Origin of the sequence: Burkholderia sp. Bp8991 (assembly GCF_003853795.1) — a bacterium.
GTDB lineage: Bacteria > Pseudomonadota > Gammaproteobacteria > Burkholderiales > Burkholderiaceae > Burkholderia.
Window position 1 is genome coordinate 234785 of the sequence record NZ_QTQJ01000004.1, and the last position, 19288, is coordinate 254072.

20 protein-coding genes are annotated in these 19288 nt (G+C 66.0%); 11 read left to right on the top strand and 9 right to left on the bottom strand.

The features are described 5' to 3' along the window. Positions 1-96 precede the first annotated feature (96 nt). Positions 97-1089 carry a carbon-nitrogen hydrolase family protein gene (locus DIE02_RS06525; protein ID WP_124485179.1) on the bottom strand — a complete coding sequence of 331 codons (993 nt, stop codon included), beginning with the start codon at positions 1087-1089 and terminating at the stop codon, positions 97-99. A 201-nt stretch (positions 1090-1290) separates the two neighbouring features. After that, a complete protein-coding gene (locus DIE02_RS06530; protein ID WP_124485178.1) occupies positions 1291-2328 on the bottom strand; it encodes a GlxA family transcriptional regulator in 1038 nt (345 codons plus the stop codon). 104 nt (positions 2329-2432) lie between these two features. Between DIE02_RS06530 and DIE02_RS06535 the strand changes: the two genes are divergently transcribed. The 6 genes from DIE02_RS06535 (at position 2433) to DIE02_RS06560 (ending at position 8477) form a co-directional block, all read left to right on the top strand. Next, entirely contained in the window at positions 2433-2978 is a 546-nt protein-coding gene (locus DIE02_RS06535; RefSeq protein ID WP_124485177.1) for a Tautomerase enzyme, read from the top strand. Between the two features lie 5 nt (positions 2979-2983). Then, entirely contained in the window at positions 2984-3460 is a 477-nt protein-coding gene (locus DIE02_RS06540; protein ID WP_124485176.1) for a hypothetical protein, read from the top strand. A 43-nt stretch (positions 3461-3503) separates the two neighbouring features. Beyond that, on the top strand, positions 3504-3842 hold the full coding sequence (locus DIE02_RS06545) for a muconolactone Delta-isomerase family protein (RefSeq protein ID WP_124485175.1): 339 nt from the start codon (positions 3504-3506) through the stop codon (positions 3840-3842). Between the two features lie 82 nt (positions 3843-3924). Further along, a complete protein-coding gene (locus DIE02_RS06550) occupies positions 3925-4899 on the top strand; it encodes an alpha/beta fold hydrolase (protein WP_124485174.1) in 975 nt (324 codons plus the stop codon). A gap of 238 nt (positions 4900-5137) precedes the next feature. Continuing rightward, positions 5138-6925 (top strand): SulP family inorganic anion transporter, encoded by a 1788-nt coding sequence (locus DIE02_RS06555; RefSeq protein WP_124485173.1) that lies wholly within the window; start codon positions 5138-5140, stop codon positions 6923-6925. 25 nt (positions 6926-6950) lie between these two features. Continuing rightward, on the top strand, positions 6951-8477 hold the full coding sequence (locus DIE02_RS06560) for a CYTH and CHAD domain-containing protein (RefSeq protein ID WP_124485172.1): 1527 nt from the start codon (positions 6951-6953) through the stop codon (positions 8475-8477). A gap of 37 nt (positions 8478-8514) precedes the next feature. Here DIE02_RS06560 and DIE02_RS06565 read toward each other — a convergent pair whose 3' ends face one another. The 7 genes from DIE02_RS06565 to DIE02_RS06595 form a co-directional block, all read right to left on the bottom strand. Continuing rightward, entirely contained in the window at positions 8515-8892 is a 378-nt protein-coding gene (locus DIE02_RS06565; protein WP_124485396.1) for a RidA family protein, read from the bottom strand. Positions 8893-9025: 133 nt separating this feature from the next. After that, entirely contained in the window at positions 9026-9490 is a 465-nt protein-coding gene (locus DIE02_RS06570) for a cytochrome c (protein WP_124485171.1), read from the bottom strand. A gap of 59 nt (positions 9491-9549) precedes the next feature. Next, positions 9550-10053 (bottom strand): cytochrome c, encoded by a 504-nt coding sequence (locus tag DIE02_RS06575; RefSeq protein WP_124485170.1) that lies wholly within the window; start codon positions 10051-10053, stop codon positions 9550-9552. Beyond that, complete coding sequence (locus DIE02_RS06580) at positions 10050-10595, bottom strand: methylamine dehydrogenase light chain (RefSeq protein ID WP_044847763.1); 546 nt, start codon at positions 10593-10595, stop codon at positions 10050-10052. The genes DIE02_RS06575 and DIE02_RS06580 overlap by 4 nt, the downstream gene beginning before the upstream one ends. Positions 10596-10634: 39 nt before the next feature. After that, entirely contained in the window at positions 10635-11270 is a 636-nt protein-coding gene (gene mauD, locus DIE02_RS06585) for a methylamine dehydrogenase accessory protein MauD (RefSeq protein WP_124485169.1), read from the bottom strand. Then, positions 11267-11824 (bottom strand): MauE/DoxX family redox-associated membrane protein, encoded by a 558-nt coding sequence (locus DIE02_RS06590; RefSeq protein WP_124485168.1) that lies wholly within the window; start codon positions 11822-11824, stop codon positions 11267-11269. Before DIE02_RS06590 ends, mauD begins: the two co-directional genes overlap by 4 nt. 7 nt (positions 11825-11831) lie before the next feature. Beyond that, positions 11832-12989, bottom strand: coding sequence for an amine dehydrogenase large subunit (locus DIE02_RS06595; protein WP_124485167.1), 1158 nt, complete (start codon positions 12987-12989; stop codon positions 11832-11834). 241 nt (positions 12990-13230) lie between these two features. On the opposite strand from DIE02_RS06595, the gene DIE02_RS06600 reads away from it, so the two are divergent. The 5 genes from DIE02_RS06600 to DIE02_RS06620 all read left to right on the top strand — a co-directional run bounded on the left by DIE02_RS06600 (position 13231) and on the right by DIE02_RS06620 (position 19282). Next, positions 13231-14193 (top strand): helix-turn-helix domain-containing protein, encoded by a 963-nt coding sequence (locus tag DIE02_RS06600; protein ID WP_124485166.1) that lies wholly within the window; start codon positions 13231-13233, stop codon positions 14191-14193. A 137-nt stretch (positions 14194-14330) separates the two neighbouring features. Beyond that, positions 14331-15275 (top strand): GlxA family transcriptional regulator, encoded by a 945-nt coding sequence (locus DIE02_RS06605; protein WP_044847758.1) that lies wholly within the window; start codon positions 14331-14333, stop codon positions 15273-15275. 474 nt (positions 15276-15749) lie between these two features. Next, entirely contained in the window at positions 15750-17462 is a 1713-nt protein-coding gene (locus DIE02_RS06610; protein ID WP_124485165.1) for a M36 family metallopeptidase, read from the top strand. Positions 17463-17538: 76 nt separating this feature from the next. Further along, positions 17539-18792 carry a M20/M25/M40 family metallo-hydrolase gene (locus DIE02_RS06615; RefSeq protein ID WP_124485164.1) on the top strand — a complete coding sequence of 418 codons (1254 nt, stop codon included), beginning with the start codon at positions 17539-17541 and terminating at the stop codon, positions 18790-18792. Positions 18793-18913: 121 nt separating this feature from the next. Beyond that, entirely contained in the window at positions 18914-19282 is a 369-nt protein-coding gene (locus tag DIE02_RS06620; RefSeq protein ID WP_124485163.1) for a YbjQ family protein, read from the top strand. Positions 19283-19288 lie beyond the last annotated feature (6 nt).

Below are 19288 nucleotides of genomic sequence, written 5' to 3' on the forward strand. Positions count from 1 at the left end.
TGCACATGTTGCGATCAAAAAATGCGCGTTCATGCGAGGACTGCCGGCCCCGATCGGCAAGCCGAATGTTCGGCAACGGCCGGGCAAGCCCGCGCATCAAGCAGCCGCGGCACGCCAATCGTCCGCGCCCGCGTCATATCCGGCCACCGGCTGCGCGACGCGTTCGTGAACATGCGCGGTCGGCGTACGGTCGATCATCAGGCTCAGCAATTCCGAGCGGTTATAGTGACCGGCCGCGTCCATCAGCATCTTGCGACGGTCGATCAGCGAGAAGTCCAGATCGACGATGACCTCGCCCTCGCCCGATCGAAGCGGCTCGGCCATCAACATGCCGTCGGGCGACACGATCGTCGTGAAGCAGCCGCCCGAGATCGGTCCGATCGCGCAACCGGTGTCCTTCATGATTTGCGCCTGCTGGTCGGCATCCAGCCACGCCGTTGCATTGACGACGAACGCGCCGGACTCGAGCGCATGCTGCCGGATGTTGATCTCCATGCGCTGCGCGAAGCCTTCCCCGAAGGCCGAACCCGGATACATCGCCGAATGAATCTGTTCGCCGTCGGCGATCATCGCGTAGCGCGCGAGCGGATTGTTGTGCTCGAAACACGCGAGCTGCCCGATACGGCCGACGGCGCTGTCGACCGCGCGCAGCCCCGATCCGTCGCCCTGCCCCCAAACCATGCGCTCGAAGTGCGTCGGCGTGATCTTGCGACGGCGCTGGATCAGTTGCCCGTCCGCGTCGAACAGCAATTGCGCGTTGTACAGCGTGCCGCCGTCGCGCTCGTTGACCCCGATGGACACGACCATGCCGGCCCTGCGTGCTGCTTCGCCGATCGCATCGGTCGCGGCGGACGGCACGGTGACGGCCTGTTCCAGCAGCCGGAGATGCTCGGTACCGGACAGCAGTTCGATGCCCGTCTGAACGGCCGCGAAATACGGGTAATAGGGGACGACCGTTTCGGGAAAAGTGGCGAATTGCACACCTTGCCGGCCAAGGTCGTGGATCTTCTCCACGACCTTGGCGACGGTGGCTTCACGACTGTAGAGCACCGGGCTGAACTGGACAGCGGCGACCTTGACGACTTTCATGACACACTCCTTGGACAATGCGCGGTGCGGCACTCCGCTCGCGACAGGCGCATTGCAGCAGGCGAACGTATCCCGTTCTTGTCGGAAAGTCGGCGATGTGTATGCGTACGTATCCGCATCTGTTGCAGATACTTCGGGATACAAAGCGGGCGCCCGGAGCGGCGCGGATCGAACGCGAGCGGCAACGCGACGTCGCGACGCTCAATCGCGCTGATCGCGTGGTTCGGCCTGCACGCTCTTTGCCGCCGCACGCGAGAACTGCACTTGATATTCGCTCGGCGACAACCCCGTCTTGCGCTTGAACAATTGCCGGAACGTACTGACATCGCTGTAACCGACGCGCTGACTCACGTCCTCGAGCCCGATCGGCCGTGTTTCCAGCAGACGTTTCGCGACTTCGACCCGCAGATTCTGCAGATACGTCAACGGCGCGAGGCCGACCGCTTCCTTGAAGCGACGATTGAGCGTGCGTTCGCTGACGGCCAGCGATGCCGCCAGATCGCCGAGCCGGAATCCTTGCTGCAATGTCGCTTCCATCCGCTGCTGAGCGCGCGCCACGAGCGTGTCGGTATGCCCGTGTTCGTCGAGAAGCGTGGCAAAGGACGCCTGCGACGTCCGGTTCATGTCGATCAACAGCGCCTTCGCGGTCATCGTCGCGAGTTCTCCGCCGGCGCAGGCTTCGACGAGATGCACGGCGAGGTTCAGATAGGACGTGACGGAGCCGCCCGAGATGATCCCGTCCTGCGCGAGCAGCAGCTCGTTCGCGCGGACTTCGACACGCGGATAGCGGCGCGCGAAATCCGCCGCTCTCGCCCAGTGCGTCGTCGCGACGCGGCCATCCAGCAGGCCCGCCTCGGCAAGCAGGTAATTCGCCGTGCAATACGCGGCGAGCATCGCGCCGGCCTTGTGTTGACGCCGCAGTGCGGAAGTCAGTTCGCTCAACTGCTCGCGATGCCCGAGGAACTCGTCGATTCGCGAAAAGAAAGGTGCCGTCAGCAGCACGGCGTCGGCTCGTTTGCGCGGGTCGATCTTGCCGTCGACCGGAATGATCTGACCTGACGCCGCCTTCACCGGTTGCCCGTCGAGCGACTCCACGCGCCATGCGAACAACGGCGCGGACGATGCGCCCGGTTCCGGCCGGCGCGCATGGAACTGATTTGCAGCGCTGAAGACATCGACCGGTCCCGCGACGCCGGACGCCAGGATTCCGTCATAGACCCAGATGCGGATGATCGCCATTGCGTGTCCGAATTTCCTTGAATAGTGGCGATGCTGCCACTTTCCTGCGCCCGCGTAAACCGCGACGATGGCGCCATCCGATCAACCGAAAACAGGAGCATCCGATGCCGATGATCGATGCGATGTGGCCCGACCACGCACTGACGCCCGATGCTGAAGCCCGCCTCGTCAGGGAACTGACCGATATCCTCATCGAAGCAGAAGGGTACGATCCCGCGAGCCCGGTCGTTCAGCGCGTGACCGTATTCCATCTGCACCGGCCGGCCGCGATCTACATCGGCGGCGAACGTACCGATACGGTGCGCTACCGGATCATTCCTTCGGTTCCCGAAGTGCAATACACCGACGAATCGCGCCGCTCGCTCGTCCGACGCGTCACGGAAGCCGTGGCACGCGCGGAAGGCCGGCCGTTCGACGATGTCGCACCGCGCGTCTGGATCTTTCCGACCGAGATACCGGACGGTGCGTGGGGAACGCGCGGCGCGATCTGGACGCTGCCCGATATCCACGCGCTGCTCGCGGGCGAACCGGAGCGCGACGCGGGCGCCGAGCGCCTTGCGCGACGGCGCCGGGACAAGGCACGCGTAGCGCTCGCGGCAGCGCTCGATGCCGCAAACGCAAGTGTCACGCGCAACGCGTGCAAGGAGTAACCGCCATGAAATTCAACGACACGGCCCCCATGATGGCACCCGCCGGCGGTCCGCCGCGGTGGCTGGCACGCCTGGCCGAAAACGCGACGCTGGAAGCCACCGTGCTGAGGCACCCGATCGACGGACGAGCCGACATTCTCTCGGTAATCAAGCACGCGGTCTCGCTCTACGAGTTCCAGCAGCATGCTTACAAAGGCATGATCGGCAACGAACTTTATCTGGAATCCTATCGTTCACGTATCAACGGTGTGGCGATCGAGACGGTGGTCGTCGCCCATATGAACGAGCAAGGCGATACGGATTCCGTCGTCATCAATCATCGACCGCTCGATGCCGCACTACTCTTCTCGCAATTGATGCGCGAGCGCGTGGACGAGCGCTTTCGCGCGTGTTATCTGTCGGAACGGGAAGCCGCCGCGCTCAATTCGGCAGCCGTCCCGCCACCGGGTCCGGGGCCGCGGGATGAAACGCCTTCTTCTTGATTTGACGGCAGCTTGCTTGCTGCTCGCTTTCGCAGGAGTCTCCATGGCACATTCCGCTCCGTTGCCGACCACGCCCATCACGAAGATACTGGCGATCGGTACGTTTCCTCCCGGCACGGACATGCAGCACGTCCAGACCATTCTTCCGACCGAAGTCCGCGAGACGACACAGCTGTATCTCGCAGGCAAGATCGATCAGTGGTATTCCCTGCAGGACCGGCCCGGGGTCGCGTTCGTCCTGAACGTGACGGACGCGGGTGAAGCGCATGAAATGCTGGAACGACTCCCGTTGGGGAAGGCTCACCTCATGACGTTCACGCTGCTCCCGATCGGCCCGCTCAAGCCATTGAGCAAGCTCTTGAATCCTCCGGCGGCTCAGTAGAAACCCCTGCACCCCTCCATCTTTCTAAACAGCGAAGCGCACCGTGTGCCGCGCGATGTCGCACCGAACGAGATCCTCGATCATGACTCGACCCGTAACGAAAACACCCGCCTCTCCCGCCGCCGCTGCGGGTTCTTCAACGTGCCCGACCGTGCCGGCGCCGTCGTCGCCGGAACCCACGGTCGACGTCGGCGACGTGCAGGTCAATGCCGACATCACGCTGCGCCGCATGGTCTACCGCCCCGCACGATCGAAGGGCATCGTGCTGTTCCTGCACGGCTTCCCCGAGACGATGTATGCGTGGAAGCCGATTGCCGAATCACTGTCCTCCGACTACGAGGTGCATGCGTTCGACTGGCCAGGCTACGGGCAATCGTCGCGTCCGCGCGCCGATCGCTTTTCGTACGCGCCGACCGACTATGCCCGTGTGCTGAGAGACTACATCCGTACGTCGGGCATCGATGGTTCGAGACTGTTGATTTATGCGACGGATATCGGTGCGCTTCCGGCGCTGCTGGCAGCGTTGGAACAACCGGATATCGCCCGGGAAATCATCGTTGGCGACTTTGCCCCGTTCAACCGGCCGCAATATATGTACGAAAGCCTGCAAGGCCTGAAGTCGAAGCCTTCATCGGATATCGTGCGCGCCGCCATGAACAGGAATCGCGACGAAATCCTCGCAAACACGTTCTTCCGGGGCATGGAGGATGACGAGCGCTACACGTTGCCCGAGGAATTCATGGACGACGTGGCGAAGGGATGGGACGGTGACTTGACCGCGGCCGACGCCTTTTTCCACTACTACGCATGCTTCACCCGGGATCAGGACTACTTCGAAGCCAATATGGCAAGGTTGCAAGTCCCCGTGAAGGTCGTGTGGGGCGGGAAGGACATCTATATCAAGAAGGAAATGGGCATCGAGTACGCGGACCGAAACGGGGTGAACATTTCGATTCTTCCGGAACTGGGCCACTTTCCGCATCTGCAGGCGCCCGCCCGGACGGCGAACGAAGTTCGGGCTTCGTTCGGCGAGGCGAGCGATCGCGCGACCAAGTAGCGGACAACGGCGGGACGACTCCGCTCCCGCCGGGCGATTCAATCGCACCGCCGATCACTTCGGCCATCGCCAGCCGGGATCGGACCGGCGTTCGGCGAAGTAGCCGGACTGTCCGGCCGGCGCGCCGAAACGCAACATCGTGAAACCGGGCTTGCGCTCCGACGGCACGGGAACATAATCTTTAACGATACCGGCGGACGTAACGAACGATTCCGCCCGGGTTCCCTGACGTCCTGCGATGAACATCAAAAGCCGTGCCCGCCAGCACACGGCCCGCCCGCCCCGCAAGCCCGATGCCGGCCTGCTGCGGTGGATCAACGGACTCGCCGCGGCGCGCACGTATCGATTGCATTGGCTGCCGCACGATCTGCTTGCCGGCGTCACGCTCAGTGCCGTGCTCGTGCCCGCCGGCATGGCGTACGCGAACGCAGCCGGCCTGCCCGCCGTCAACGGGCTCTATGCGTCGCTTGCCGCGATGCTCGCGTACGCGCTCTTCGGCCCCAGCCGCATCCTCGTGCTCGGCCCCGACTCCGCGCTGGTTGCGCTGATTGCCGCAAGCATCACGCCGCTTGCTCACGGCGATGCCGCGCATGCGCTGGCCCTTGCCGGCGCGCTCGCGATACTCGCGGGCGCGATCTGCATCGCGGTCGGAGTGCTCAGGCTCGGATTCGTCACCGAGCTGCTGTCGCTGCCCATCCGGTACGGTTTTCTGAACGGCATCATGCTGACGATCAGCATCGGACAATTGCCCAAGCTCCTCGGCTACAAGGGCAACGGCGAATCGTTCATCGAGCAGGTGCGCGACGTGGTCGCCGGCATCGCGGCATCGAAGGTGAACGCAACGTCGTTCGCACTCGGTGTCGCCGCGCTCGCGCTGATACTCGCGTGCAAACGGCTCTGGCCCAGGATGCCGGGTGTGCTGCTCGCCGTGGCGGGCGCGACGGCGGTGGCGATGTGGTTCGATCTGTCGACGCGCGCCGGCGTTGCAACCGTCGGTGCGGTCCCGCAAGGCCTGCCGGTGCCGCGCATCCCCGACGTGAGCCTCGACGACTGGCTGCATCTCGCGGGCAGCGCAGCGGCGATCGCGCTCGTTTCGTTCACGGATATCAGCGTGCTGTCCCGCACCTACGAACTGCGCAACGACACCAGCGTGGACCGGAATCACGAATGCATCGCGCTCGGGCTGTCGAACCTCGCCGCCGGCCTGATGCAAGGGTTCGCGGTGAGCGCGAGCGGCTCACGCACGCCCGTCGCGGAAGCGGCGGGTGCGAAAACGCAGGCAACGGGGGTGGTGGCTGCCGCCATCGTTGCCGCACTGCTGCTGTTCGCGCCGCGCGCGCTTGCGCACACGCCACAATCCGCGCTGGCCGCCGTCGTGATCGCGGCATGCGTGAACATGATCGAGGTGCGCGGCGTCGTGCGGCTTTATCGGCTCCGCAAAAGCGAGTTCGTGCAGGCGGTGGCGTGCTTCGTCGGCGTTGCAGCCGTCGGGGTCGTGAACGGCATTGCGCTGGCGCTGTTGCTCACCGTCCTGTCGTTTCTATGGCGCGCGTGGCGGCCTTACGATGCCGTGCTCGGGCGGGTCGACGGCAGGAAGGGCTATCACGACGTGTCGCGCCATCCGGACGCGCGGCGCGTGCCCGGGCTCGTGCTGCTGCGCTGGGATGCGCCGCTCTTTTTCGCGAATGGCGAAATCTTTCGGGAACGCGTGTTGCGCGCCGTCGATGAATCGCCGGAGCCGGCACGCTGGATCGTCATCGCGGCGGAGCCCGTGACCGACATCGACCTCACGGCTGCCGATGTCCTCGAACGGCTGCATCTCGAACTTGCCGCGCGGCAGGTCAAGCTGGTCTTCGCGGAGCTGAAAGGCCCCGTCAAGGACAGCCTCAGGCATTACGGCATGTACAGCATGTTCGGCGACGACAACTTCTTTCCGACGATCGGCGAAGCGGTAAGTCGTTATGTGGACATGCATCGAATCGAGTGGCACGACTGGGAAGACTCCCGGGGATCGGCGGGGGACTGATGGTCGGCAACATATCGGAGGCGGTATGGAACGAGAGCTGAAGCTGCGGGTTTCCGCAAAGAACCTCGACAAGTTGCGCCACGCGCCGCTGCTTGCGCAGTCCAACGGCGCCGGCGCGACTCAACAGCTGACGAGCACGTACTTCGACACTGCCACGCTTGCATTTCACCGGTGCGCGGCTTCCCTGCGGGTGCGTGCGGCCGGCAACCACAGAGTCCAGACGTTGAAACTGGAAGGATCGGCCCGGGCCGGCCTGTTCGAGCGGGACGAATTCGAGACGCCCGTCGACGGCGACGTCCCCGATCTGACACGGCTGCGGGACACGCTCCCCGATGACACCGAGTGTGGCCGCCTGGTTCGCGACCAGGCCACGGCACCGGATCTTCAGCCCGTGTTCGTCACGCGGATCAAGCGGCGGGTTCTACCGCTGCGCCTGCCTTCCGGCGACGAAGTCGAGGTCGCGCTCGACAAGGGGACGGTCGACGCGGATTCGAAGTCGGTCCCGATCGCCGCGATCGAACTGGAACTGAAACGCGGCCGCCCCGAAAACCTGTACGGCATCGCACTGGAATTGCTCGACATCGCGCCATTGCGCATCGATCACGAGAGCAAGGCCGATCTCGGGTACGGGCTGCTCGTCGCCGAGCACCAGCCGGCCGTCAAGGCGCGACCGGTGCAGTTGAAGAAGCGCGATTCGATCGAAGACGCGTTCTGCCGGATCGTGCGCAACTGCCTGGACCAGATCCGCGCCAACGAACGCGGTGTCGAGTCCGGCCATGATCCGTCGAGCGTGCATCAGATGCGGGTGGGGCTGCGTCGCCTGCGTTCGGCGCTCGACCTGTTCGCGAAAGTGATTCCCGCGTATCCCGGCCTTGACGACGAACTGCGCTGGATCGCCGGCGAGCTCGGCGCCGCGCGCGACTGGGAAGTACTTGCCGGAGCGACGCTCGACCATGCCGGCACGAACGGCAATCCGGACGAGATCCGTCCAGTGCGGAACGCCTGCAAGCGCATTGCCGCCCTCAATCGCCAGCGCGCGGCTTCCGCAGTCGGATCGGTTCGCTACACGCGGCTCGCGTTACAGCTCGCGTCATGGGTGAACCGAAAGGGCTGGCGGGACGGGATGCCTGACGAACGGCGCGATGCCATCATGCAGCCGGCGAGTCCGTTTGCTCACGAAGTTCTGCGTCGCCGGCACCGGAAACTGATCAAACGCGGCAAGAGGCTGGCCGATCTCGACGATCACCGGCGTCACCGTGCGCGCATCGCGGCGAAGAAAGTCCGGTACGCCACCGAATTCTTCGCGTCGCTGTGCCGCAAGCAAGCCGTCCGCTCGTACGTCGACGCGCTGTCCGAACTTCAGGATGATCTGGGCTGGCGTAACGATGCCGTGGTCGCCGAGCAGTTTCTGAAGGCGCTGCCTCGCACGTCACCCGACGCCGCGCCGGGCGCGGGCTTTGCTCGCGGCTTTCTGGCCGCGCGTGCCGCGGCCGATCATCAGACGTTGAAGCAGCTGTGGAGCCGCTTCAAACGGCTGTCGCCGCCGCACTGAAGCGGCACGCGGCCGCATCGACGTTGCGCGATGGCACTCAGGGCTTGCACGCGATCGCCTCGATCTCGATCCTGGTGCCGACCATGTTCGTCGCCTGCAACGTCGAGCGTGACGGCTTGTTCTCGGGGAAGAACTCCGCATAGACGCGATTGAATTCGGCGAAGTCGCGCGCGTCTTCGAGCCAGACGGTGGTTTTCACGACGTCGCCGAGCGTGCATCCTGCCAGCGCGAGTACGTGTGCGACGTTCTTCAATGTCTGACGTGTCTGCGCTTCGATCCCGCCGGCAACGATGCTGCCGTCCTCGTTTCTCGCCACCTGACCGGATACGAATACCAGATCGCCGGCTTTGGTCGCCAACGATCGAGCCAGGTTTCGCGTGACGGGGTTGCTTTCTGCGAAGTATTCGATTGCCATTTGAACCTCCGTTCGATCCGCCTGGCGCCTGCGCCGGCCAATGACGACGAGCGTAGCGCGGAACCCGCGCGCTGCCAATCCGGTGTTCGCGACCGAAGCGCCGCGACATGCTGCGTCGCCTCGTCGTCGCCAATCAATAGCGCTCGGACACACCGTCGATCCCGCGCTCGTGCAATTCGCGCACGAGCCTCGCACGCACCGTCGCGACATCGGAAAACGCGGGCCGTCGACGCGCGGCGATTTCGTCAGCCGTATAAGGCTTGAAATCGCGCGGCAGCGCATCGCGATTCATCGTCGTGAGCACCCAGTTCAGTACGTCGGCGAGATCCTGGTCCGACAGCGCCGAGTTCGACGCGCCGGGCACGCGCATCACGTATTCGCGCCCGGCCGGCAGATGCGTGAAATAGCCGAGCGAGTTCGCGAGCGGCGGCACCTTGCCCGGAATGCCGCCGCCCGTCGCCGTGTGGCAGCCCATGCAGTTGAGGACCCAGTGCTGCCGCGCGAGCGTGGCGTCGGCCGCACCGTCGGCATGCGCGGGAGCTGCAATCGCACATGTCGTGACAGCAACCACCAGCGCCGAAGACAGACGGCGTGTCACGAACGAGCCGATCCGCAACGCCGCCGTACGCACGCCGCGACGCCGAATGCCGGCCGCATTCACAGCCCCAGCCCCTTCGTCACGACCGCCCGTTGCGCGTGAACGGCCGTGCCGTCCATCTCCTTCGCCCGCGCCGCGCGAATGTCGGCTGCCGTGAACGGCTTCGCGTCGCCGTGCCGGTCGTTGAGATCGAACACGACGTAGTTGAGCACGTTCGCGATGTCGTCATCGCTCGCGCTCGCGAACGACGGCATCTTGAAGTTGTAACGCTTGTCGTGCACCTCGATCTCGCCGAACATCCCGTGCAACAGCGTCGCGACGAGTTGCGCGCGGCCCGCGTCGGCCGTCGCGTACTTGCCCGGATACTCGGTCAGCGGCGGCGCGAGGCCGTCCTGCCCCTTGCCGCCCGCCTGGTGGCACACCGCGCACTGCGCGTCGAACAGGCTCTTGCCCGCCGGGTAATGAACGGCCTGCTGCGCACCGGCCTCGCCCGGCAGCATCAGAAACCCGGCGGCAGCCGCCACGCACGCGGCCACGATCTTTCCAGCTTGCTTCACTTTCATTGCTTTGCCGCTCCCAGCAGGACCGAAACCGAACAGTGGTAATTCGAATTACCGTTCGCCATGCACCAGTTGATGTCGTTGTTCAGCGACAGCTTGTACAGCGGCTTCTCGCGCTCGTTGCGGTTGCAGAAGCACTTGCCGCACGACGTCTTGCCGCAGCAGTCGTTGTACGACACGATGTAGTCCGAACCGTCGTGCGGATTGCGGCAGGTGCCGATCCACGTGATCGGCGACGGTGTGGTGCCCGGCGGGCAGCTGCTCGACGTACCGCCGCAGCAGCTGCACAGCCAGCCGTCGATCGCGCAGTATTTCCAGTAGTCGCAGCTCATCGGATCGTCGCTCGCGCCCGATGCGGCGGCACCGGACGCCGCCGATGCACCCGAGGCCGCGTCGGCCGCATACGCGGTTCGATCGACGGGCAACAGCGGCAGCATCGCCGATCCCACCAGCACCTTGCCGAGCTTCGCCATCGCGCTGCGCCGCGAACTATGCTGCGCGACGCCACGCGCCGACCGTTCGAACCATGAATCAAACAGGCCCATTCCGTTGTTCTCCGTTGACGTTGAAGGAAGGTCGGCCGATCACGCGTGCTGCGCGTGCTCTTGATGGCCGTCGTGGTCGTGATCGCCGTGCACGAACTGCTGCAGCGATGCGACGCCACGCTCTTTCGCTTCGAACAGGCTCTCGAGATGCTCGCGCGTATTGACGAGCCCCTTCGCGCGCACGGTGCCGGCGTCGTCGAGCAGCACCGCGTACGGCAGCTTGCCGATCTGGTACGCGAGGCCGAGCTCCTGCGACAGTACGTACGGGAAGCGCGCGAGGTCGTGCTTCTGCGCGAAGCGCGTGTGTTCGTCGGGATCGCCGTCGCTCGCGAGCACGATGTTCACCGGCGTCGACTCGCTCGCCTGCAGCGACGGCAACAGCGGCAGCAGCTTCTTGCAGACCGGGCACGTCGGCGACAGGAAGAACAGCAGCGTCGCCTTGCCCGCTGCATCGATGCCGCCGACCTTCACCTGCGAGCCGCGAATGTCGGTCAGCTCGAAGGCGGGCGCGATCGCGCCGACCGCCGGCCCCTTGTCGATCATCAGTGCGCCGGCCGGCATGATGCGTTCGTACAGGATGCCGATCTGGCGCACGAGCGCGAGGCAGATCGCGCCGAGCGCGAGCACGGCGACCCACAGCAAGGCGGTGGAAACGGTGAGAGCGGTTTGCATCATGAATTCCTCAGGTGGGAAAGGCGCGGTACGTTGGCGAGCAGCACGTCGACGGTGAGCAGCGCGCAGACGATCAGCAGCACGGAAGAGAACAGCGTCAGGTAGTCGAACCACACGACCGCGCGGCTGCCCGGCTCGACGAGCGCGGTTGCGGCCAGCACGACGAGCAGCAGCACGCGCGCGACATGCAGCCAGCCGATGCCGCGCGGCGCATCCGTGCGCGCGGCCGCGGCAATACCGGAACAGCCGCAGTCGATGTCGGTGTGGCCGCGCAGGATGTTGATCGTCACGCCGGCCGCGAACACGAGCAGCAATGCGATCAGGCCGAGCGCGCCGGTCATGCGTGTATCGGGAAACAGCAGCGCCGCGGCGCAGACGGCTTCGGCGAGCGGAATCGCGAACGCGGCGGGCGCGGTGAGCGCATCGGGCAGCAGGCGATAGCCGGCGAGCGCCTGCCGGAACGCCCCGGGCCGGCGCATCTTCGCGAAGGCGCCGAGCAACACGACGACGGCGGCGCCTGCCTGCGCGCTGGTGGCGAGTACGGGATCGAGCGTCATCGCGGCCTCACGGATTCACGAGCAGCGTCGACGTACTGCCGATCTGCTTCTCGACGTGCTGCAGCTTGCCGCTGTGCGCGTCCATCACGACGAGATCGGACGTGCCCGTCAGCCCGTAGAACAGCGGCTTGTCGTCCTCGCTGACCTGGATCGACACGAGCGGATCGACCTTCTGCTGCGCGAGATCCCAGCGCGCGACGCGCTGTTTCGTCTTCAGGTCGTAGATCCACACCTGCGTGCCGGGATCCTTGTGCGTGCCGTCGCCACCCTTGTGCATCAGCACGTAATAACGGTTCTGCCTGACCTGCACGGCCGTCTGCTGCATGCCGCCCGGGCGCCAGCCTTCGGCGCGCTCGGCGTCGGTCAGCAGCGACCACGACTTGCCGAACGCGGGCCTGGCGCCGTTGAAATCGGCGCTGCGCACGTTGCCGTGGTAGGTCGTGAACAGATAGCCGCCCTGGTAGCGCGACGCGTTGATGAAGGCCGGATCGTTGTCGACGTCGATGAATGCATCGGACATCGTGCGCTTCACCTCCTTGCCGTTCGCGTCGAGCGTGACCGTGAGCGCCTTGCCGCTTTCGCACAGCGCGGTGAAGCGGTCGTTCCCCGACGGATACGCAAGCACGCATGCCGCGGTGTCGATCTCGGACAGCACCTGCTTCGACACCGCGTCGATCACCGTCACCGACGCGGCCGGCGTGATGTTCGCGACGTACAGCCGCGTGCCGTCCGCGCTGAACGCGGTGTTGTACGGCGACGGCACGTGCTGCCCGTGCTTCGCCGGAATCACGATCTCTCCGGTGTGATCGAGCGTCGTGTTGTCGGTCATCTCGACGACGTCGGTGCGCGTGCCGTGCGAGCCGCGCGAGAAATAGGTCGTCGCGATGAAGCTCGTCTTGTGGTCGGGCGAGATCGCGAGGCCGGGAGCGAAGCCGCCGTCGATCTGGCCGAGCAGCTTCTTCGCGTCGGCGTCGTACACGAAGATGCGCCCGTCGGTCATCGTCGGCATCGCGATGTCGACGACGTACACCGCGTGCGGATGCCACGGCGGCATCTTCTGCACGACCAGTTCCTCGGGCTTTTCCGTCGCGTCCGCGCTGCCGGCCCACGCCGCCGCGAACGCCAGCGTCGCCGCGAAAGCCGCGGTGCGTCGCCTTGTTCTCATGTCGCCTCCAGTTGGGATTCAGGTAATGTGGGGCGACTGTAGTTCGACAATAAATCGGTTCAGCACCCGGACCGGCAACGCGTGCGTGCCGATTCGGGATATTGGAAAACCGCCTGAAAGGCACCTGCGGCGCGCCCCATCCGACCCCGCCAGAACCCCTGCCGGAATAGCGCTCATCCGTATTGCACCGACCGCCCGGTCGGTTTAATCTTGCGCGGTCCGAACGACCGCCGGAGGCGCCGTGCTCGTGTTTCACCAGATGTTCGACGACGCAGACCGGCATGCCGAGGCGCTGCGCGGCTGGGATCAGCGTTACGACCAGATCGGCTGCGGCTCGTATCGCAGCACGGTCAAGCACGTGGAGCTCGACGGCGTGCAGTTGTTCCAGGAAGCGGCGAACGTGCGCGTCATCCAGCGCGGGCGCCTGCCGGCTGGCCATACGGTATTCGGAATGCCGCTCACCGGCTCGGGCACCTTCGCCTTCGGCGATGCGCGCATCGAGCGCGGCACGATCGTGATGGCGCGCGGCGGCTCGCCGTTCGAACTGCATTCACCCGACGACATGTCGCTGATCGGCGTGGTCGTCGACGCCGAGCTGATGCAGCAGATCGAGGATGCCGCCGACGTCCGGGTCGACGAGCGCGCGCTGCGGCGCGGCGTCGTCGACGTGCCGGTCGCCGCACGCGAACGCGCAAGCCTGCAGTTCGCGACACTGCTCGAACGCGTGCTGTCGGCACCCGCCACGTTCGATGCGGCGCGTGCGCAGTCCGAGTTGCGCGGCGAGGTCGCCAACGTGCTCGTCGATCTCCTGACCTACCGGATGCCCGAGCCGCCGCACCGCCTCACGCATGCGTGCCACGCCGACATCGTGCGGCGCGTGCACGACTACGTGATCGGGCACCCGGAAGCGCCCGTCGACATCCTGAGCCTGTGCACGCAGCTGCGCGTGAGCCGGCGCACGATGCAGAACAGCTTCCAGTCGGTCGTGCAGACCGGTCCGCTGAACTACACGCGCTCGCTGCGCCTCGCGCAGGTGCGACGCCTGCTGCTCGACACGCGGCAGTCGGACCTGCCGATCAGCGAAGCGGCCGCGCGCTGGGGCTTCATCCACCTCGGGCATTTCGCGAACGCGTACAGGGCCCAGTTCGGCGAACTGCCTTCGACGACGGCGCGCCGGACGGTGCGCGGCGCAAAAACGCGCTGAGCGCCGGCAAAAACCGCGATAATCGTGCGTTGAACGTCCGGCTTCCGCGAGCCGGGCGCGGCGTGCGCGGGCCTGCCCGCTCGCCGTGTCGCGCCCGCGCAGTACGTGACGACCACCCGCTTCCACCCCACGCCCCGATGCCAGAGGATTTCCACTTCCTGTTGCTGCCCGGCTTCTCCGCGCTCGGCTTCATGTCGGCGGTCGAACCGCTGCGCGTCGCGAACCGCTTTCGCACCGAGCTGTACCGCTGGCACGTGATCAGCGCGGACGGCACGCCCGTCGCCGCGAGCAACGGCATTCCGGTCGCGGCCGAAGCCGCGTACGCGGACGTCGCGCAGGTCGAGACGGTGTTCGTCGTCGCCGGCTTCGATCCGCTCGTGTGCTACGACCGTGCGCTCGCCGACTGGCTGCGCCGCCAGAACCGGCACGGCGCGACGCTCGGCGGCATCGACACCGGCAGCTTCGTGCTCGCGGAAGCCGGGCTGTTCGACGCCTCGCAAACGCTGACGCTGCACTGGGAAGCGCTCGCCGCGTTCCGCGAGCGCTACCCGGGCCTGAACGCGACGCAGGAACTGTTCGAGATCGACGACCGGCGCATCACCTGCGCGGGCGGCACCGCGTCGATCGACATGATGCTCGACCTGATCGGCCGGCGGCATGGCGCCGATCTCGCGGCGGCCATCTCCGAACAGTTCGTCGTGAGCCGCATCCGGCAGCGCTCGGACAGCCAGCGGCTCGAGATCGCCGCGCGCTATGGCGTGCACAACCGCAAGCTGATCCAGGTGATCGACACGATGCAGCGGCACATGGAAACTCCGCTCGGCTCCGATGCGCTCGCGCAGGACGTGGCGATCACGCGGCGCCAGCTCGAACGGCTGTTCAGCGCGACGCTGAACGACACGCCGACGCGCTTCTACCTGAACCTGCGCCTCGATCGCGCACGCGAGCTGCTGCAGCAGACCGACATGAGCATCACGTCGGTGTGCGTTGCGTGCGGCTTCGAATCGCCGTCTCATTTCTCGCGCACATATCGCTCGCGTTTCGGCGTGAGCCCGCGCAGCGACCGCCGCGCGACGCGCTGAACGGCGCCGCTTTTGCGTACAATCCGGCGCGCTATTGCACGCGCCGGCAGCGTTTCCCGCCATTCGCTCAACAATGCCGGCGATTGATCGACGGACCGAAGCGGCCTTCGAAAATAAATTGCAAAGTTGCCGAAAATATTCTGTAACATACCTCGCAATTAGATAGGCAGCCCTAAGGAGATGAGAGCCCGGGCCCGACGCATGTCGCGCCACGCAGGCTGCCAAACCGATATCAATTCCGAGGGGTATGACATGACGATGCTCGCCTCACCGTCGCCGCACCTGCCTGCCGTTCGCTTCCCCGCCGCCATTCCGTTCCGATTCGTTTCGACCTGACGCTTAGTTATCCTCAGTCAGTCGAATCTCCCAGCACCGCTTCGCCGCACCGGTTCCATCGAGCCGGCGCGCGAGCCGTGTCGTGCCTGCTCGCCACGAGCGCGCGGGCGTGTCCAACCGTTGAGATGAGGATCACCCATGCAGACATCACGCAAAGCATTGCCGCTCGCCCTGGGTCTCGCGCTCGGTTTCGGCATCGTCGGCGGCAGCGCGGCCGATACCAAGGTCGCGAACCCGCAGGCGTCGAGCCTGCGCGAAAGCCTGACGCGCGGCGTGGCACCGGCCGCGGCCAAGGCCGATACCGCCGCCGGGCAGTTCCGCGCCGACGGCGTCGCCGTCACGCTGTACAACCCCGCCTATCGCGCGAACAAGGCGGCCGCCACGCCCGCGGCCGCCGCGCGCGATTTCGTCGCGTCGCAGGCGACGCAGCTCGGGCTCGACCCGGCCGCGCTCGCGAGCCTCGCGGTGACGTCGGAGCGCAGCGATGTCGACTTCACCGTCGTGCGCTTCCAGCAGCAGGCGGCCGGACTGCCCGTGTACGGCAGCGACATCGCGGTGACGGTCGCGAAGGACGGCCGCATCCTGTACGTCGCGAGCAACACGATCAACGGCGTGGCCGTCACCGCGCGCAAGACACAGGCGGTCGACCAGCAGCAGGCGCTCGACCGCGCCCGCGCGTATCTCGGCGTCAGCGGCTTCACGAACCTCGACGCACAGCGCGTCGCGTTCGTCGACAAGGCCGGCACGCATACCGCATGGAAGGTACGCGGCCGCCCGCAGGACGGCCCGAAGGGCGACTGGGAACTGTTGATCGACGCGGACAGCGGCGAAGTGCTGCGCGCCGAGGACAAGGCGTTCTATGCGACCGACGGCACCGGCTTCGTATTCCGGCCCGATCCGCTTTCGTCGACGAAGAGCAGCTACGGCAGCACGGGCTACAAGGACGGCAACGACGCCGATTCCACCCAGCTCACGGCGGCGCGCGTGCGCGTGACGCTGAAGGATCTCGCGCAGTCGAACTCGCGCTACGTGCTGTCGGGCCCGTATGCGTCGTGCGTCGACTTCGATGCGCCGCGCGACAACGCGTGTCCGGCGCAGGCGACGCCGACGTTCGAGTTCACGCGCGGCAACCTCTATTTCGAGGCGGTGAACACGTACTACCACATCGACACGTTCCTCCGTTACGTGAACCAGACGCTCGGCATCAAGGCGCTGCCTTACCAGTACACGGGCGGCGTGCAGTACGACCCGCACGGCGAATCGGGCGACGACAACTCGTCGTACTCGTCGAGCAGCGGCCGGCTGACCTTCGGCCAGGGCGGTGTCGACGACGCGGAAGATGCGGACGTCGTGATCCACGAGCTCGGCCACGGCATCCACGACTGGGTGACCAACGGCGGCCTGTCGCAGCAGGAAGGCCTGTCGGAAGGCACGGGCGACTATCTCGCCGCCGCGTACAGCCGCGACTTCAATCAATGGAGCCCGTCCGACGCGCAGTATCACTGGGTCTACAACTGGGACGGCCACAACGAATACTGGGGCGGCCGCGTGACGAACTGGAACGTCGGACGCACCTACGCGCAGGCACGCGGCGCCGAGATCCACACGGCCGGCCAGTACTGGGCGTCGTGCAACGTCGTCGCGCGCGACGCGATCGGCGCGCAGGCGATGGACAAGGCCTTCCTGAAAGGGCTGTCGATGACCAACAGCTCGACGAACCAGAAGGCCGCCGCCCAGGCGGTGCTGACGGCCGCCGCCGCGCTCGGCTACAGCAGCGCGCAACTCACGGCGATCGGCAATGCATACAACAAGAGCTGCACGTACGGCGTGACCGTGCCGCAGAAGTCGTAATTCCGCAGCAGGCGGGGGCGTCGCATGACCTGCGACGCCCCTCTTCCTCGACATCGCCATCCTCACGAGATCGAACATGCCTACTCTGACATTGACCCGCCTGATCGCCGCGCTGGGCGTCATGCTGCTGACCGCCGCCGCGCACGCGACGCCGGTGTGGATCACGCTCGGCGACACCGCGTTCCGCCAGCTCCAACGCATCGATGCGAGCACAACCGCGCAGTACAGCACGGCGGTCGACGCCGGCAAGACGGCCGACGGCGCCGTGCGCCGCGAAACCGTGCATATCGTCGAGATCGACGATTCACGACTCGGCGAACTCGCCCATGCTGTCCACCATGCGCGCGGCCACGGGCCCGGCTACATCGTGCACGACTCGTTCGACGACGCACGGCAGGCTTTGCAGCCGGTACCCGCAGCACTCGCGAAACAGGCGGCCGTGCCCGCCTACCAGCTATCGAACGCGCCGCAGATCAAGGCCTGGATCCAGCAGCTGCAGGCCAGCAACATCGTCGGCACGATCACGTCGCTGTCCGGCTTCACGAACCGCTACTACACGACGTCGCACGGCGTCGCCGCGTCGGACTGGCTTGCGCTGCAGTGGCGGCAACTGGCCGGCTCGCGCACCGACATCGCCGTCGAGCAGTTCACGCATGCGGGCTTTCCGCAAAAATCCGTGATCCTGACGATCCGCGGCAGCAATCCGGCCTCGGGCACGATCGTGCTGGGCGGCCACCTCGATTCGACGGTCGGCCGCACGACGGAAAACACGCGCTCGCCCGGCGCCGACGACGATGCGTCCGGCATCGCCAGCCTGACCGAAGCGCTGCGCGTGCTGCTCGCGAACGGCTACCGGCCGAAACGGACGATCAAGTTCGTCGGCTATGCGGCCGAGGAAGCCGGCCTGCTCGGGTCGAAGGCGATCGCGAAGCAGTTCCGCACGCAGAACGCGAACGTGGTCGGCGTGCTGCAGCTCGACATGACGAACTACCAGGGCGATCCGAAAGACATCTACCTGATCACCGACTACACGAACGCCGCGCAGAACACCTACCTGACGAACCTCGCGAAGACCTACCTGCCCGAGCTCGCGATCGGCACGTCGCAATGCGGCTATGCGTGCTCGGATCACGCGTCGTGGCATGCGCAAGGCTATCCGGCGTCGTTCCCGTTCGAGGCCGACCAGAACGACAGTCCCTATATCCATACCGTGAACGACACGCTGGAGAATTCGGACCGGCAGGCGAACCACGCGCTGAAGTTCGGCAAGCTGGCGCTTGCGTATGCGGTCGATCTCGGCGGCGACGGCAGTACGACCGTCAAGCGCTGACCGGCCTCGGCCGGCGCGAGCCGCACCGGGCGCGCGCGTGCGTCATGCGCGCCCGGTCGAGCGCGTTTTCCGTTCCGGATAGAATCGTCGTTCGACCACTTCCGCACCACGGTGCTCCGCCATGACCGATTTCTCCCGCTCCGTCGACGCCCTCTCGCCCGAGCACGTCACGAGCGCATTCGATTTGCCCGGCCACACGATCGTCCGCTCGCTCGGCGTCGCACAGGGCATCATCGTGCGTTCGCGCTCGATCGTCGGCTCGTTCGGCGCGGCGCTGCAAACCATCTTCGGCGGCAACATCACGCTCTATACGTCGCTGTGCGAGAAGGCGCGCCAGCAGGCGTTCGACAAGATGCTCGCCGACGCGCGCAAGCTCGGCGCGAACGCGATCGTCGCGATGCGCTACGACTCGACCGAGATCGGGTCCGGCGTCACGGAAGTCATCTGCTACGGCACGGCCGTACAGGTCGCGCGCGACGCCGGCGTCTGACCGTCA